This window comes from Pseudomonas sp. B21128, assembly GCF_044218865.1.
Lineage (GTDB): Bacteria > Pseudomonadota > Gammaproteobacteria > Pseudomonadales > Pseudomonadaceae > Aquipseudomonas > Aquipseudomonas iridis.
Map to the genome: position 1 here is coordinate 2,034,484 of NZ_CP162590.1, position 16,154 is coordinate 2,050,637.

15 protein-coding genes are annotated in these 16,154 nt (G+C 60.6%); 3 read left to right on the forward strand and 12 right to left on the reverse strand.

Features of this window, described 5'->3' with window-relative positions; all coding sequences use genetic code 11:
- Positions 1 to 23 precede the first annotated feature (23 nt).
- On the reverse strand, positions 24 to 4,322 hold the full coding sequence (locus AB4P91_RS09020; RefSeq protein WP_395604654.1) for a DEAD/DEAH box helicase: 4,299 nt from the start codon (positions 4,320 to 4,322) through the stop codon (positions 24 to 26).
- A 346-nt stretch (positions 4,323 to 4,668) separates the two neighbouring features.
- Between AB4P91_RS09020 and AB4P91_RS09025 the strand changes: the two genes are divergently transcribed.
- Both AB4P91_RS09025 and AB4P91_RS09030 read left to right on the forward strand, forming a co-directional pair.
- Entirely contained in the window at positions 4,669 to 5,553 is an 885-nt protein-coding gene (locus tag AB4P91_RS09025; RefSeq protein WP_042561311.1) for a sugar nucleotide-binding protein, read from the forward strand.
- On the forward strand, positions 5,546 to 6,478 hold the full coding sequence (locus AB4P91_RS09030; protein WP_150595189.1) for an NAD-dependent epimerase/dehydratase family protein: 933 nt from the start codon (positions 5,546 to 5,548) through the stop codon (positions 6,476 to 6,478). The genes AB4P91_RS09025 and AB4P91_RS09030 overlap by 8 nt, the downstream gene beginning before the upstream one ends.
- A gap of 365 nt (positions 6,479 to 6,843) precedes the next feature.
- Here AB4P91_RS09030 and AB4P91_RS09035 read toward each other — a convergent pair whose 3' ends face one another.
- The 8 genes from AB4P91_RS09035 to AB4P91_RS09070 all read right to left on the reverse strand — a co-directional run bounded on the left by AB4P91_RS09035 (position 6,844) and on the right by AB4P91_RS09070 (position 13,277).
- Positions 6,844 to 7,542 carry an OmpW family protein gene (locus AB4P91_RS09035; RefSeq protein WP_150595190.1) on the reverse strand — a complete coding sequence of 233 codons (699 nt, stop codon included), beginning with the start codon at positions 7,540 to 7,542 and terminating at the stop codon, positions 6,844 to 6,846.
- Positions 7,543 to 7,789: 247 nt separating this feature from the next.
- Entirely contained in the window at positions 7,790 to 8,308 is a 519-nt protein-coding gene (locus AB4P91_RS09040) for a DUF3299 domain-containing protein (RefSeq protein ID WP_042562226.1), read from the reverse strand.
- An 11-nt stretch (positions 8,309 to 8,319) separates the two neighbouring features.
- Complete coding sequence (locus tag AB4P91_RS09045) at positions 8,320 to 9,585, reverse strand: ABC transporter permease (protein ID WP_395604655.1); 1,266 nt, start codon at positions 9,583 to 9,585, stop codon at positions 8,320 to 8,322.
- 1 nt (position 9,586) lies between these two features.
- The gene (locus AB4P91_RS09050) at positions 9,587 to 10,297 is read right to left on the reverse strand and encodes an ABC transporter ATP-binding protein (RefSeq protein WP_395604656.1); all 711 of its coding nucleotides are present in this window, start codon (positions 10,295 to 10,297) and stop codon (positions 9,587 to 9,589) included.
- 139 nt (positions 10,298 to 10,436) lie between these two features.
- The gene (locus AB4P91_RS09055; protein WP_395604657.1) at positions 10,437 to 11,027 is read right to left on the reverse strand and encodes a DUF2796 domain-containing protein; all 591 of its coding nucleotides are present in this window, start codon (positions 11,025 to 11,027) and stop codon (positions 10,437 to 10,439) included.
- 158 nt (positions 11,028 to 11,185) lie between these two features.
- Positions 11,186 to 11,752, reverse strand: coding sequence for a hypothetical protein (locus AB4P91_RS09060; protein WP_042561305.1), 567 nt, complete (start codon positions 11,750 to 11,752; stop codon positions 11,186 to 11,188).
- Positions 11,749 to 12,699, reverse strand: coding sequence for a CHAP domain-containing protein (locus tag AB4P91_RS09065; RefSeq protein ID WP_395604658.1), 951 nt, complete (start codon positions 12,697 to 12,699; stop codon positions 11,749 to 11,751). Before AB4P91_RS09065 ends, AB4P91_RS09060 begins: the two co-directional genes overlap by 4 nt.
- A complete protein-coding gene (locus AB4P91_RS09070) occupies positions 12,696 to 13,277 on the reverse strand; it encodes a PAAR domain-containing protein (protein ID WP_224790603.1) in 582 nt (193 codons plus the stop codon). The genes AB4P91_RS09065 and AB4P91_RS09070 overlap by 4 nt, the downstream gene beginning before the upstream one ends.
- A gap of 135 nt (positions 13,278 to 13,412) precedes the next feature.
- Between AB4P91_RS09070 and AB4P91_RS09075 the strand changes: the two genes are divergently transcribed.
- Positions 13,413 to 13,772, forward strand: coding sequence for a hypothetical protein (locus tag AB4P91_RS09075; protein WP_150598265.1), 360 nt, complete (start codon positions 13,413 to 13,415; stop codon positions 13,770 to 13,772).
- 120 nt (positions 13,773 to 13,892) lie between these two features.
- On the opposite strand, the gene trxA is transcribed toward AB4P91_RS09075, so the two are convergent.
- The 3 genes from trxA to AB4P91_RS09090 all read right to left on the reverse strand — a co-directional run bounded on the left by trxA (position 13,893) and on the right by AB4P91_RS09090 (position 16,064).
- Positions 13,893 to 14,765 (reverse strand): thioredoxin, encoded by an 873-nt coding sequence (gene trxA, locus AB4P91_RS09080; protein ID WP_150598264.1) that lies wholly within the window; start codon positions 14,763 to 14,765, stop codon positions 13,893 to 13,895.
- 184 nt (positions 14,766 to 14,949) lie between these two features.
- Positions 14,950 to 15,603 (reverse strand): class I SAM-dependent methyltransferase, encoded by a 654-nt coding sequence (locus AB4P91_RS09085; RefSeq protein ID WP_395604659.1) that lies wholly within the window; start codon positions 15,601 to 15,603, stop codon positions 14,950 to 14,952.
- Entirely contained in the window at positions 15,600 to 16,064 is a 465-nt protein-coding gene (locus AB4P91_RS09090; RefSeq protein ID WP_150595197.1) for a YbaY family lipoprotein, read from the reverse strand. The genes AB4P91_RS09085 and AB4P91_RS09090 overlap by 4 nt, the downstream gene beginning before the upstream one ends.
- Between the last annotated feature and the right edge of the window lie 90 nt (positions 16,065 to 16,154).

A 16,154-nucleotide genomic window follows, 5' to 3' on the forward strand; every position in this document is an offset into this window, starting at 1 on the left:
CGATGAGGCCTGCCCCGTCGATATCAATGCCGGATCAGCTCGCGCTGTAGCTCAAGCATGTTTTCCTGATCCAGTTCCAGCCAAACCTGCTGCTTGCCGGCAATCACCGCCGCAGCAGGAAGGCCATCCCGATACACCAGCCGATTGCTCGCCAGCGCCGGCACTTTTGCCCCCGGCAACAACGTCCCGGCCAGATTCAGCGGGTCAACTCCACACACCGTAATCAAGCTGCCGTCAGGCGGCCGGCGCCGCACTTCGCGTAGCAACGGAATCGCCTCTGGCAAGGCAAATTGCTCACCCGCCAGACCACTGACAAAGCGTCCGCCACGAATCTCGCCGCGCGCTTCCAGTCGATGAAACGTACGCAGCAATTCGCGCCAGCTCGGCAACCAGTCGGCCTCACGCTCCAGCAAGCGCCAGAACACCACGCCGTAGCGCCGTAGCAAGGTCATGGCGACGTGTTCGAGTGTTTCGGCGGGGAGGCTCGGGTTCTCCACAACCGGCCCGCGCCGCAACAATGCCCAGCGCCCGGCGTCGTCCATGCCGCCGATAAACGCTCCGCGCCCGCGCCGACTGCTGCGTTGCTGGCGCTTGCTCGCCGGGGTGATCAGCGCACGCAGGCCGGCGAAGCTGTCGGCGTTCACGAGACCGGCGCCCACCAGTTCCTGCAAGGCGATTTCCAGCTCGGTGCGCAGCAGATGCGCTTCGTGAATCAACTCGTCGAAAAACAACGCGCCGTGCTGACTCAAGGCTTCGAATGCTTTCTGCGTTTTTGCCGAAAGTTCACTAACCGGCGTCTGCTCGGCGAGCCCGCTCCACAAACCGACCTGACTGCGCGGCAGCAGCACGATCGGTGTGCTGCGCAACGCCGTGCCGCTGACTTTCTGGCGGGCGCTGAGGCGTGTCCACACCAGTTTGCCGTTGCGGCACAAGTCATCCAGCCAACTCGGTGAATAGTCCTTCAGGCGCGTCGGCAGAATGTCGCTGTCCCATGCCGACGCTGCTGCTGCGTAACCTTCGAACTGGCCGACAATCGCCGGCAGCACGGCGCTGCCCTGGCCCTGCGTGCTGGGCGACAGATGCTGCCAGTCAAACAGAAAACGCATGAAGTCCTGTAGCGCCACCGGTTCGATTTCCCGGCGCAGGCGTTTGACCGTGTAACGGTGGATGCGCGCCAGCAGATGCCGCTCGCACCATTCTTCAACTGCCACGCCCGGCGTGAACTGGCCGCGCAGCACATAACCTTCGCGCTCAAGATGAGCGAGCGCCTGTGCGACTTGCGCGCCGGCGAGCGCCAAAGGTTCGGCGATGGCACTTAACGGCAGCGGGCCGAATGCACCGAGCCGCGCACGAATAACCTCGACCAGCGCTTCATCCAAAGTCCAGGCTTCATCGAAACCGGGCAGGGCTTGCTGCTGCGGTTGCAGCGTGGCCTGTGGATAAAGTGCTTGCAGGCACGTCAGTCGTTCTCGCGCCAGCCACAACGAACGTTGTGGGTTGGCCTTCAGGAAACAGGCGCGACCAGCGCTGGTCAGTGCATCCAGCCATTCGCGCCACTGTGGGTTGGCCTCAACCTCCAGGTCACTGATACACGCCAGGCTCATCAACGCCTCATGCATTTCATCGAGATTGCCCGGCGCCGGCCAGGCTTCTTCACCCACAGCGCAAATGGCGTCGGCGTCCAGCGCACCGAGGTCATCGGTGGATTGCGGATCGCTCCAGCGACGGTTGATCACCGCTTGAGTGCGGCGCTCCTCCAGCGGTGCATCGTCGAGAAAGGCATACGGCCGGGCACTGAGGATTTCCGCCGCCAGCGGTGATGGCGCTGGCAGATCGCGGCTGATCAAACGCACCTCGCCAGCCTCCATGCGCCGTAGCAGGGTGAGCCAGCCTTCGCAGTCCATCGCCTCGTGCAGACAATCGTCGAGGGTCTGTTCCACCAGCGGATGCGCGGGAATATCCCGCTCGCCTGCGAGGTTTTCCAGGCAGGCGATCTGATCGGGGAACACGCTGGCGATCAGGTCTTCACTCTTCATGCGCTGCAACTGCGGCGCGACTTTGCGCCCCCCAGTAAAACGCGGCAACGCCAGCGCCACCCCGGCATTCCAGCGCCAGCGCACGCCGAACAGCGGTGCATCAAGCACTGCCTGAATCAGCAGGTGTTCGGCGCTGTTGCTGTGCAGGTAGCGCCAGACGTCATCGAGTTCGAAACTGTGGCTGGTCGACAGTGACAGCACGATCGCGTCTTCACTGGCTGCCGCCTGCAATTCGAAATTGAAGGTGCGGCAGAAACGCTTGCGCAGGGCCAGGCCCCAGGCGCGGTTGATGCGGCTGCCGAACGGTGAATGAATGATCAGTTGCGTGCCGCCGGACTCGTCGAAAAACCGCTCCATCAGCAACGTGTCTTGCGACGGCAGGGCGCCGAGGGTCTGTCGTGCGCGGGCCAGGTATTCGACCAGTTGTTCGGCGCTGGCGAGGTTCAGGCCAAGGGTCTGCATGAGCCAGTCGAGCGCCGGTTGCAGATTGCCGGGGCTGGCGCCGAGCAACTCGTCGAGCGTCGCTTGCAGACGCGCCACGGCGGCCGACAACTCATCGCTGCGCCCCGGTGCTTCGCCAAGCCAGAACGGAATGCTTGGCGGCTGTCCTTGCGCATCCTCGACCCGCACTTTGCCGGTTTCCACCCGCAGGATGCGATAGGACGTGTTGCCGAGTTGAAAGACGTCGCCGGCAATGCTTTCCACGGCAAAGTCTTCGTTGACGCTGCCGATGTTGAGGCCTTGCGGCTCAAGCATCACGCTGTAGTCGGCGTTGTCCGGAATGGTCCCGCCGCTGGTCACCGCTGCCAGTCGCGCGCCACGACGGCCACGCAAGGTGCGGCTGACAGCGTCGCGGTGCAGGTAGGCGCTGCGAATGCCTTGGCGGCCGTTGAAGCCCTCGGCGAGCATCGTCAGCAGGGCCTGATAGTGGTTTTCGTCAAGATTTCGATAGGGCGAGGCCTGGCGAAACATCGCCAGCAACGCGTCTTCCGACCATTCCCGGCAACTGACTTCGGCGATGATCTGCTGCGCCAGCACGTCCAGCGGTGCTTCGGGGATGTGCAGGGTGTCGAGTTCGCCACGGCGTACGCAGTCAAGCAGGGCGGCGCATTCGATCAGGTCGTCACGGGTGGTGGCGAACAGTCGGCCCTTGGGCGTGCCGCCCACCTGGTGGCCGGAGCGACCCACTCGTTGCAGAAACCCGGCGATGGAGCGGGGCGAGGCGATCTGGCAGACCAGATCGACTTCACCGATATCAATGCCCAGCTCCAGCGACGCGGTGGCTATCAGCACTTGCAGCTCACCGCGCTTGAGCCGCTGTTCGGCATCGAGGCGAAATTCCCTGGCGAGGCTGCCGTGGTGCGCGGCCACTGCGTGTTTGCCCAAGCGTTCGCTGAGGTGGCGGCTCAAGCGCTCGGCGAGGCGGCGGGTGTTGACGAAAATCAGCGTGGTGCGGTGCTCGCGGGCCAGTTCGGCGAGGCGATCGTAGACCAACTCCCAAACGTCGTTGGCCATGACGGCGGACAACGGCACCGGCGGCACCTCAATGCCCAGATCCCGTGGGCGTGCATGGCCGATATCAATGATGTCGCAGGTCCGATCATGGCCGACGAGAAACTGCGCCACGGCTTCCACCGGTTTCTGCGTGGCGGACAGGCCGATGCGGGTCAGCGGTTCGGCGCACAGTGCTTGCAGGCGTTCCAGGCTCAGGGCCAGGTGACTGCCACGTTTACCGGCGGCCATGGCGTGGATTTCGTCGATGATCACGGTGCGCGTGGTGCCGAGCATTTTGCGTCCCGACTCTGAACCCAGCAGCACGTAAAGCGATTCCGGGGTGGTCACCAAAATGTGTGGCGCGATTTTGCGCATGGCGGCGCGTTCTTTCTGCGGGGTGTCGCCGGTGCGCACGGCGGTGGTGATTTCCAGTTGCGGCAAGCCCATCTGTCGTAACTGTTCGGTAATCCCGGCGAGCGGATTTTGCAGGTTGATGCGGATGTCGTTGGACAGCGCCTTCAGCGGCGAGACGTAGACCACGAGGGTTTCGTCGGGCAGGCCGGCAGGATTTTGCAAGCCGCGGTGGACGAGGTCGTCGAGCACGGCAAGAAACGCGGTGAGGGTTTTCCCTGAACCCGTGGGTGCGGCGATCAATGTTGAGCGGCGCTGCCGGATCAACGGCCATGCGCGGGCCTGAGCGGCGGTGACCGTCGCAAAAGTGTTACTGAACCAGGCGCTGACGGCGGGGTGAAAGCCTGCCAGGGCCGCGTCCGTGGAGAGGGGCAGATTCATGGGACAAGTTATGCGGGCGAGGGCGGGAAGATGCAAGTACCGCTGGGGGGCTCGGCTGGCACGGGGGGCCTCATCGCTGGCAAGCCAGCTCCCACAGGATTTGTGAACACCTCCACCCCGTTGTTGCCTCAACCCACAGAATTTGGAGACACCACGAAACCTGTGGGAGCTGGCTTGCCAGCGATGAGGCCACTTACAGGGAGGCAATTTTTGGCGATCTGCACTTTAAAAGTGACGGTTGCGCACTAAACCCGCAAAATGCAACGATTCCGGCAATTATCGACGACGGTGCCGTTAGCATCGTCGCCAAAGCCATCGTTCCAATCAGACTGGGCCTGCTGACTTTATGCGAATGCGCCTTATGTTACTGGGCGGCGGAAATGCCCTTGGGCAGGCGCTGATTCGCCTCGGTGCGGAAGAAGACATCGGTTTCCTCGCCCCCCGCCCGCCAGAAGACGGCTGGGATGCCGCGAGCCTGACGCAACTGCTTGACGACACTCGTCCGGATGCGTTGATCAACCTCGCCTACTATTTCGACTGGTTCCAGGCCGAAACGGTCAGCGAAAGCCGCATGGCCGGGCAGGAGCGCGCCATCGAACGTCTGGCCGAACTGTGCCAGCACCACAATATCGTCCTCGTGCAACCGTCCAGTTATCGGGTGTTCGACGGCTCGCGTGCGACCGCGTACAGCGAAAAAGACGAACCGGTGCCGCTGGGCCTGCGCGGTCAGGCGTTGTGGCGGATCGAGCAAAGCGTTCGCGCCACCTGCCCACAGCATGTGTTGCTGCGTTTCGGCTGGCTGCTCGATGACAGCGCGCAAGGCACGCTCGGGCGTTTCCTTGCCCGCGCCGAACTGCCGGAAGAGTTGCTCATGGCCGATGATCGCCGAGGCAATCCGACGCCGGTCGACGATGCCGCACGGGTGATCATCTCGGTGCTCAAGCAACTCGATTGCGCAGCGCCGCTGTGGGGCACGTATCACTACGCCGGGCATGAGGCGACCACACCGCTGGCGCTGGGTCAGGCGATTCTGACCGAGGCCCGCAGCCTCCACGCGCTGGCCATCGAAGCGCCGACCGCCCAGGCTCACGCCGCACGGCCGGACGCTGCCGAGGAACCGCAACACGCGGTGCTGGCCTGCAAGAAAATTCTGCACACTTTCGGGATCAAGCCGCGCGCCTGGCGTGCCGCGCTCCCGGGCTTACTGGATAGGTTTTATCGCCATGGCTGAAGGCACTGTCTTAATCACCGGCGGCGCCGGGTTCATTGGCTCGCACCTGACTGACGCCTTGCTCGCCAAGGGTCATTCGGTGCGGATACTGGACGACCTGTCGACCGGCAAACGCAGCAACCTGCCGCTGGACAATCCTCGGGTGGAACTGATGGTTGGCGATGTCGCCGATGCGGCCCTGGTTGCCCAAGCGGTGCAGGGCTGCAGCGCAGTCGCGCATTTGGCGGCCGTGGCCTCGGTGCAGGCGTCGGTGGATGATCCGGTGAAGACTCACCAGAGCAATTTCATCGGCACCTTGAACGTCTGCGAAGCCATGCGTCTGGCTGGGGTCAAGCGCGTGTTGTACGCCTCCAGCGCAGCGGTGTACGGCAACAACGGCGAGGGCGAGTCGATTGACGAAGACACGCCAAAAGCCCCGTTGACGCCCTACGCGTCGGACAAACTGGCCGGCGAGCACTACTTCGATTTCTACCGCCGCCAGCATGGCCTTGAACCAGCGATTTTCCGCTTTTTCAATATCTTCGGCCCACGCCAGGATCCATCCTCGCCGTACTCGGGGGTCATCAGCATCTTCAGCGAACGCGCGCACAACGGCTTGCCGATCACCGTGTTCGGCGATGGCGAGCAGACGCGCGACTTCCTCTATGTCGAGGATCTGGTCGACATTCTGGTGCAGGCAATCGAAAAGCCTGTAGTCGACATCGGCGCGGTGAACGTCGGCTGGAACCAGGCGATGAGCCTCAAGCAGATGCTCGCCGAGCTGCAAAAGGTTGTCGGAGAGTTGCCGCCGATCAGCTACGGCCCGGCGCGCTCGGGCGACATCCGCCATTCGCGGGCGAACAATCGGCGGTTGCTCGAGCGATTCGAAATGCCATCCCAAACGCCGATGAATGTGGGTTTGGCACGGTTGTTGGGGCGCGCCTGAAAAGCCCCTCACCCTAACCCTCTCCCAGAGGGAGAGGGGACTGACCGGGTTGTTTTAGCGAAGTACACCGACCTGAAATATCGAGTCGAACTCAGGTCATGAACAGCTCGAAGATCTGCTCCCTTTCCCCCTCTCCCTGAGGGAGAGGGCTGGGGTGAGGGGGCTGGATCTATCAAACTCCACAAATCTCCCAGGCATGAAAAAGGCGCCCTTCAACAGGCGCCTTTTTCACGGCCGGAATTTTTCTCAATTCCTGTGGCAAGGGAATTTTATTCCCCGATCGACTGCACATCAGTCGCCTTCAGTTTCAACCTGCTCACCACCAAGCCTCATTCACCACCACGTGAACGTTCTGTACATCCGGCTTAGAACTTATAGCCCAAACCGACCATGTAGATGAACGGATCCACATCCACATTCACCCGTGCCCGGGTGCCCGGTGCAACAGCGTTGTTTTCAACGGTCGCGCGGGTGTCGATATCGATGTAACGCACTTGCGCGTTGAGCATGATGTTGTCGGTGATCATGTAATCCGCACCGACCTGCCACGCCAGACCCCAGGAGTTTTTCGCCTTGAAGTTGCTGAAACCGTTGGCGCTGGCTTCACTGCCGACGTGTTCGTCGTAGATCCAGGTGTAGTTGATGCCGCCGCCGACATACGGCTGGAAAGCCGACTTCGAATCCAGCGGGTAGTAGACGACGCTGAGGGTCGGTGGCAGGTGTTTCAGCGTGCCGAGTTTGCCATTGGCCGCTGGCAGGGCAGTGCCTTTGAGCTTCACGTCATGTTCGAACGGCGTGGCTGCAAGCAACTCGATACCGACGTGGCTGGTGAGCATGTAAGCGAAGTTCAAACCCAGTTGAGTGTCGCTGCTCATGGTCGCCTTGCCGCCCAGATTGGCGCCGCTCAACGGACCCTGATCGACCTTGACGCTGGAGCTGTCGGCCTTCGGGTTGACGGTGATCGCACCGGCACGGATCAGGATGTCGCCGGCTTCGTGGGCGTGGGCGAGCGGGGCTGCAAGCGCGAGGGCAACCAGCGAAGCGCTGAGCAAGGACTTGTTCATGGGGGCTCCAAAAGGACATTAAAATTTTCTGATGTCCTATTGTATGGAGCCGTCTGATCCGGTCTTTTGACTCAGCTCAATGAAACAGTGAAGGGGCGGGTGTTTGTGGAACCTTTACCGGCCTCGTCGCTGGCAAGCCAGCACCCACAGTGATCGAGTCGTTCACAAATCATGTTTCATCGAAGAAACCTGTGGGAGCCGGCTTGCCAGCGATAGGGGCCTCACAAACAACACAGAAACCGCGGAGTTATTCCGGCAGCTCATACACATAAATCTTGTCTGCCTCCATCTGATACCCGGCATCCGCCAGTTCACTGCTGGACGCCTTGACCTGCATCGGTCCCTCGATCCAGTAAGGTTGATACAGCTCATCGAGCTTCACCCCGAGTTCGCTTTTCACATGCACGATCTGGTTCGACGGTGGTGGCGGCACGTGGATGCAGGCGCCGAAATACGGCACCAGCAAGAAGTCCGTGGTGCGCCCCTCTTCATTGACTTCCAGCGGCACGATATAGCCCGGCAGGCGAATGTTCTGGCCGTCGAGGCTTTGCACCACCGGCGCATTCGGCAAGTCCTGTTTGGCGGCTGGCGCCGACTCAGCCGACAACGCATCGCTCATTTTCGACAGGTCGTGCAGAGGCGTCATGTTCGGCACTTCCGGCGCGGCGTCGGGCGGGATCATTTCCGACCAGGTCAGATCTTTTGGCGCGGCTGCCCACACGGGCAGGGCGACCAGCAATAACAGCGCGAGCAGAGCGCGGGGCATGGTGAACATCCTCATAAACGGATCGACAGGCCATCGGCCAAAGATTGGCGATAGGCGCGCCAGGCCGGTACGCTGCCCATCAGCAGCGCGGCCGCCAGAATGCCACCGAGCAGCGTCCATTCATACTCGCTCGGCCACGCCAGCGGCAGGAACAAACCGTAATTGGCCTGCACGTAACCCTGCGCAGCCGCAATGCCGATGTACAACAACGCCAGTCCGGCGATCACTCCGGTCAACGCCAGGGCAAAGGCTTCCAGCACCAGCAGACTCGCAATGTGCCACGGTCGCGCACCCACCGAACGCAGGATTGCCATCTCGCGGCGCCGCTCGTTGAGGCTGGTGAGAATCGCCGTAAGCATGCCGATCAACCCGGTCAGCACCACGAACAGCGAGACCACGAACAGCGCTTTTTCGGCGGTGCTCATCAGGCTCCACAGTTCCTGCAAGGCCACGCCCGGCAGGATGGCCAGCATCGGTTCGCCACGGAATTCATTGATCTCGCGTTGCAGGGCAAAGGTGGAAATCTTGCTGGTGAGGCCCAGCATGAACGCGGTGATCGCTTGCGGCGTCAGGTCCATGTTTCGCGCCTGATCCGCACTGATCCGGCCATTGCCACGGGCCGGCACGCCGTTGTGCCAGTCGATGTGAATCGCCTCCATGCCGCCAAGGCTGATGTGCAGCGTGCGATCCACCGGCGTACCGGTGCGCTTGAGAACGCCGACCACGGTAAACGGTTTGTCGTCGTGTTTGACCAGGCTGATCGCGGCCACGCCATGGGCCAGCACCAGTTTGTCGCCGAGCTTGTAATGCAGCGCGTCGGCCACTTCGGCGCCGAGCACCACTTCAAATGGATCGGTGGCAAAGGCGCGACCGTCGGCCAGCGCCAGATGCTGCTGGCGGCCGTATTGGTAATGCTCGAAATAGGCTTCGGTGGTGCCCATCACGCGGTAGCCGCGGTGGGAGTCGCCCAGCGACATCGGGATCGCCCACTTCACTTTCGGGTTGTTGGCGAAGTGTTCGAAGCTGTCCCAACGGATGTTGTTGGTGGCGTTGCCGATGCGAAACACCGAGTACAGTAGCAGATTCACCGAACCGGAGCGGGCGCCGACAATCAGGTCGGTGCCGCTGATGGTGCTGGCGAAACTGGCTTTGGCTTCGGTGCGCACTCGCTCGACGGCGAGCAGCAGGCAGACCGACAGGGCGATGGCGAATGCAGTGAGCAACGCGGTGAAGCGGCGGTTGGCCAGGCTGGCCATGGCCAGACGAAACAGATACATCTCAGACCTCGGCAGACGTGGCGGCGCGATTGAGCTCGGCCAGGGACAGATGACGGTCGAACAGCGGCGCCAGACTCTGGTCATGGCTGACGAACAGCAGGCTGGAACCGGCCTCGCGGCATTCGGCGAACAACAGGCGAATGAAGTTTTCCCGGGCGTCGTAGTCCAGCGCCGAGGTCGGTTCGTCGGCGATCACCAGTTCTGGCTGACCGATCAACGCACGGGCGGCGGCGACTCGTTGTTGCTGACCAATGGACAGCGAGTCGGCGCGGCGACTGAGGATGCTTTCGTCCTTCAGCCCCAAATGCGCGAGCAGGGTGGCGGCGGCTTGATCGACACTGCCGTGACGCTGTTTCGCCCGTTCAGCGCGCAATTTCGAGAAGTGGCAGGGTAACTCGACGTTCTCGCGCACCGAGAGAAACGGCAGCAGGTTGAACTGCTGGAATATGTAGCCGGTGTGGTCGACACGGAATGTGTCGCGGGCACCGGCCGAGAGTTCGGTCAGCTCCTGGCCCAGCAGACGAATGCTGCCGCGATCGGGTTGCTGCACACCGCCAAGCAAGCCGAGCAGGGTCGTCTTGCCGCTGCCGCTGGGGCCTTTGAGGAACAGGGTTTCACCCGCTTCCAGCCGAAACGCCGGGATGTCCAGCAGCAGTGGGTGACCGGGCCAACTGAAGCCCAGGTCGGACAGTTCGATAAGTGCTTGGGTCATGACACCAATTTCATGGTTGAACACGGAACCCCTGTGGAAGCGAGCTTGCTCGCGAAAGCGGTGAATCAGTCAGCAACGATGTTGACTGTTCGATTACATTCGCGAGCAGGCTCGCTCCCACAGGGGATTTTCGGTGTTTTTAGAATTTCAGCGAGGCAGCCTTCGCCGTCACTTCCGTACCTTGCTGGCCGCTTGCGCTGATCAGTTGTACCTGAATTTTCTGAGTCGCCGGGAAGGTGCTGAAGACAGTCGCCAGATCCAGCGTCTTCAAGGCGCCCGGAGTCGCGCAGCTGAACTGATAGTGCGCGTGGATTTCGCTGTGGTCGTGGTGATGCTCGTGACTGTCCTTGCCCGCGTCATCGTCGTGGTCGTCTGCGTCGGGCTTGTCACCGAACAAGGGGCTTTCCAGTTCCTGGCTGACCACTTTGCAACCGGCAGCGGCCGGCAGGTTGAACAGGGCCAATGGCTTTTCAAGTTGCGCACGGGCAGCGGCAACCTTGGCCTTGTCGGCATCCGTGGTGGCGGCGTGTTCGAAACCCACCAGATTCATCGCCGGGCTTTCCAGTTCAAGTTCCAGCGTCTGGCCATCCAGTGCAGCGTTGAGACGGCCAACGCCATGTTCATGCGCGCCGAGGCTACCGTGTTCATGGTCGTGGTCATGCTCATTGGCAGCATGGACGATGGCCAGCGGCAACAGGGCAAACGGCAAAGCGAGCAGCAGACGGCGCATGACGGTCTCCGAACAGTAAAATGAAAAGTTTGTTATGTAATCTTATAACGAAAGTGCGCAGAGTTTGCCCGGCTGTTCCGCTTTGCGCAAGACATGACTGAGCACCGCCCGGGATGGGTTCCGGGGCGGCGCGTAGATTGGAGGGCACATTCTTAGAGTCAGAAGCCTGCGCCGGGATATTCGAACCAATAGTGTCCCGATAGGACATGGTTGATCAGATCTGCGTCGAGCACGTTCGGTGCATCGCGAGAGAAGCGCTGGCGCCATGCTGGCAGCCACCAGTAATTGATGGCCGTTCCGCGTGGAAGTACGACCAGTGTCATCACTTCCCTATCGATTCTTTCTTCTACATAGAGTTGATGGCTGTAATCCATGAAGCCCATGTACTGACTGATCGGCAACTGGAACATCAGGGCGGTGGTGTAGATTTTTTCGCTCTGACTGAAGGATGGGCTTCGCAGTATCTGCAACGCTTCGCAGACATACACCCGTGGTTGGCCAGCAATTTTTTGGCCTTCCGGCGTGGATAGCACGTCGAAGCGGTCGTCCATCTCCCGCCAGTCGGTACGAGCGTTGCGCTCAAAGTAGTCACGAATGAATACGGTAATCGTCCCTGTTGCCTTGGCATCTTTCGCACAGGATGAAAGATCGGCAGGCGACCAAAAGCGCCAGGCCACGATCAGCAGAAGCGGGATTGTCAGAAGTATCCAGAAGAGTCGGTTCATTGTGGTTTGCTGTGTTTATAGCGCCGGAAAATGGTGAAGTCATGGTCACTGCCTACCGCATTGCCCGAGGCATTACGAAAGCCTGCATCATTGACCTCGACTTTGTCCCAGCCTGCGGAAATGCAGACGCCCTGAGTCAGGACAAAACCGACGTGACCGCTGGCATCCGAGTAGTTGACAGCATAGGCACCGACGTCGCCCGGCAGAGGGGAACGCTCTACTTTCCAACTGTTGAGAAGTCGTGAACTGTCAGCCCATTCACCTGCCAGCGGTGGACTGACCTTGGAAAAATACGGCAGGTATTTGGATTTTCCATGTTCGATCAAGGCTACGTTGACCCCGATCGAAGTCAGGACATCATATACAAACAGATTGCATTTGTTCGTGTCTGCCGGGAATTCCACACTTTGCTTTAGCGTTGGATGCGACAAAGACTTTTTGCTCTTGTTGCCCGCCCATTGCGTGGATCCTCGGTGTGAAAGCGCCTCCATCAGTATTCGGCGCGGCATGTCCTGGATGACCACTTTTACGGTGCGGGTCTCGTTTTTGCGTTTGACCCCGTATTCCACCTCGTAAAAGGTGTCATTCGAAACGGCACCGCTGGTGGACAGGGGCACTTTCACCCATGGAGAGACGGCAACGATCGACAAAGATTTACCCTCTGTCAGCGAGGCCGTGTGCATCGCCTTTGTCGCCCCGGATGCACCCACGATCTGAACGGAGACTTCGTGACTACCGCTGGTTTTTATTGACGGCAATTTCTTTGTACCCGAGAGGGTGATTCCGGTTTGCCCCTTGTCAGAGATGAGTGAGTAAACTCGGGGTTTGTCATCGTTCTGAATGATGTTGTCATCAATCACCAGACCATCCACCAGCAACTGAAATTTAACGCCTTGCGGTGGCTGCATCAGAAAGTCTTTAAAGACCAGTTTGATTTCCGATTTCATGGCAGGTCCTGATTCAGAGGTTCTTCGTAGGCGTAAAACGTCCAGTCGGAATCTTCCCCGACCAACAGGGTGTCGTAATCCGCGTGGTTTTCTACAGGGTGTTCGCAGCCCTCGCCTGTGGCGCTACAGGTGCTGTCTTGCAAGACAGCCACCTTTTTCTTGTCCTTGAGTTTGTAGGCCAGTCCGGGTTTTTCGGTGTCGTCCAAGCGTTCGATGATCACTTGTAGATAACGATACGAAGTCACCGCGGCAATTGGCGGGCCCATGTCAATCGGGGCAGGGCGGCCTATTCCGGCAAAACCACTGTGTTGTTGGGGCAACAACTTGTTGGACATGGGCGGGCATCCGCAGGCGACATAGTCATCTACCAATGCCGCCGGGCCAGCAGGCAATATCAGTGTTCTTTCACCCACCGCCACGATCGGGCCTTTGCCGGGACCGCATACCGGACAACTGGCCAATTGTCCGATGGAAGCGATGATCTTTCCTTCGATATTGAGGTTTTCGTTCCCCTCAAGAATCACGCCGCCCGTTGAGGTCGGGCCTCCCTTCGAGGCCAGTTTTCGTCCTGAAGACATGGGCATCCTTCCCATAGAAAAGAGACCAATGTAGACGATTGCTCGATAGAAACCAGAGGCCGGTGATGTAGTGCGCTTGGCGTTACACAAGTCCCGTGGGAGCATGCAGGTCAGAAATGTGCGGGAGCGAACTCAATGTTGCGGATACGCGGAACCGTCGGCGACTTGCCGGTGGATTTGACGGTGGAACTGGATGACAGCGATTGGGCCAGGCTCGGTTCGGCCTTGAATGCGCAGGCGCCGATTGCTCAACCTGAAGGCGTTGCGACGACGCCAGCGGTGAAACCGCTGAACCAGGACGATGCCTTGTGGCAGCTCGCCAAGGATCTGTTGCGCAAGGCCGGGCAACTCAGTGGGCCGGATCTGCTGGAACAGCTCGAAGGGCTGACCGGCAGCGCGGTGTCAGGCAAGCGCCTGCTGGTGCGGCTGCGGCATAGTGCGGATGTGAAAGTGGTGAGCGGCGGGGATACGCCGCTTTACAGCTGGATCGAGTAGGCCGCATAAACAAAAGATCGCAGCCTGCGGCAACGCCTACAGGTTCAGCGTTCACCCGCAAAACGGCAGGGTGCCCGCGATCCCCTGTAGGCGCTGCGGCACGCTGCGATCTTTTGATCTTCAATAAAGCGCAGCAAACATCTTGCGACGGTAAACAGTCACCAGCGGATGCTCGTTGCCCAACAACTCGAAAACCTGCAACAACGTCTTGTGCGGCAACCCCTCGCCATAGCTGCGATTGCGGATAAACAACTTGAGCAAGGCATCCAGCGCCGCTTCATATTGCTGACGCGCCAGTTGCTGGATCGACAATTGATACACCGCTTCGTCGTCCTGCGGATCTTTCGCCAGACGTGCTTTCAGGTCGGCGGCGTCCGGCAGATCGCGGGCAAGGCCGAGGAACTTGATCTGGGCCTTGGCCCCGGCCAGTGCGGCTTTGTGCTCATCGCTCTTGACCGCATCGAGCACGGTTTGCGCTTCGTCCAGTTCACCACGTTCAGTCAGGCATCGCGCGTAGAGAATCAGCGCCTTGGCGTTCGTGTTGTCTTCATTAAGCATCACCACCAACGCCGCTTCGGCGTCTGCGTAGCGCCCGTCATCGAACAGCGCCTGAGCCTGTTCGAGCGGATCGGCTGCGGCTGGCGGCGGCATCTGCACATGCGGTTCGAGCAACGCACGCACGGCGGATTCCGGTTGCGCGCCGGCAAAACCGTCCACCGGTTGACCGTCCTTGAACAGCACCACGGTCGGCAGGCTGCGAATGCCGAAACGGGCGACGATGTCTTGCTCGATGTCGCAATTGACCTTGGCCAGCAGCAGCTCGCCCTGATAGCTCTCGGCAATGCCTTGCAGCATCGGCATCAACGCCTTGCACGGCGCACACCACTCGGCCCAGAAATCCACCAGCACCGGTTTGTTGAAAGAAGCCTCGATCACCGACTGGTCGAAATCGGCAGTCGTGGCGTCGAAGATGTACGGCGTTTGCTGACTCATGGGGGATCTCGTAAAAGCGTGGATGGGGCAACTATACGGCTTGGTGGGGGGTGGCCGGAAGCGGGGCAGATTTTGAGATATGTGTTGTGTGGGCGGACGCCTTCGCGAGCCAGCTCGCTCCCACAGGGCATTTGTGATCGATACAGAACCAATGTGGGAGCGGGCTTGCCCGCGATGCTTTTAGCTAACGCCGCGCATGGTAGAGGCTGACATGCCTAAACTCTTCAGGCTCAGCCAGGTCCGGCAAAGTCATCGCCTCCAGCATCTCAATGCGTTCATACAACGGATGGTGAAAATCCCGGACCCGAGAATCCGCCACCAATGCCTCGCGGCCACGGCTGAGAAACGCATCCAGCAACGGCAGATTCGCCCGGTCGTACAACACATCCGCGACCAGAATCAGATCAAAGCGATCCGCCTCGGCAAAGAAATCCGTCGAATAACTCATCTGCACATCATTGAGTGCGGCATTCGCCCGACAGGCGGCAATCGCCAGCGGATCGAGATCACAGGCCACCACTTCCAGCGCGCCGGCCTTCACCGCTGCAATCCCGGCGATGCCAGAACCGGCGCCGAAATCCAGCACGCGCTTGCCGCGCACCCATTCGGGAAACTCAACCAGATAGCGCGCCACCGCCAGACCGCTGGCCCAGCAAAAGCTCCAGTACGGCGGCTCATGCAAGATGCGCTGGGTTTCGTCCTGGCTGAATTCACGCGCCATGTTGTCGCCGTCGATCAGCCAGAGCTGTAAATCGGTGCCCGGCAACGCGCAGGCCTTGAGTCTGGCGTCGCCGAGCAATTCACCCAATGCCTGTTGCAGGTCGAGCGGTGCATTCATGGTGCTTTGACGAATTGCAGCTGGCCCAACGCCTGTGTGGTCGGCTGGGTGATGGTTTGCGACGGTAGATGCAGGATCAGTTGGCCGGACTGACTCGCACGGCCACGCAGCTCAACCCGCGCCCCCGCCGGAAAGGCCTCGGGGTTGAAGCGCACGTGAAACGGCAGGATCTGGTTGTTGCCGATCAGGCTGGAGCTGGCGAGCAGTTGTTGCGGGCGATCCTTTGCATCGATCACCAGCAGCGCCAGTTCGACTTCGGCACCGGCCGGCACGCCTTGCAGGGTGCCGCTCAGTTCGCGTTGATGGGCTGGCAGCGGGCCGAGGGCGGCGGCCTGACTGGCTTTTTTCTGCGCCTGCTGCGGCGCCGGGCCTGGGGTGGGCGGTTGCGGCTTGGGCGCATCGCTGCCACAGGCCACCAGCAGGCTGAAAAGACTGAGCAAAACGAGCGGACGTAAAGGCATTGGCAGCTCCGGCAAAATGAAATCCATGGATCAAACGATCATGCCCGTCTGTATACCGCAAACCCTATGTCTTGTCTTGCCACCGGGATG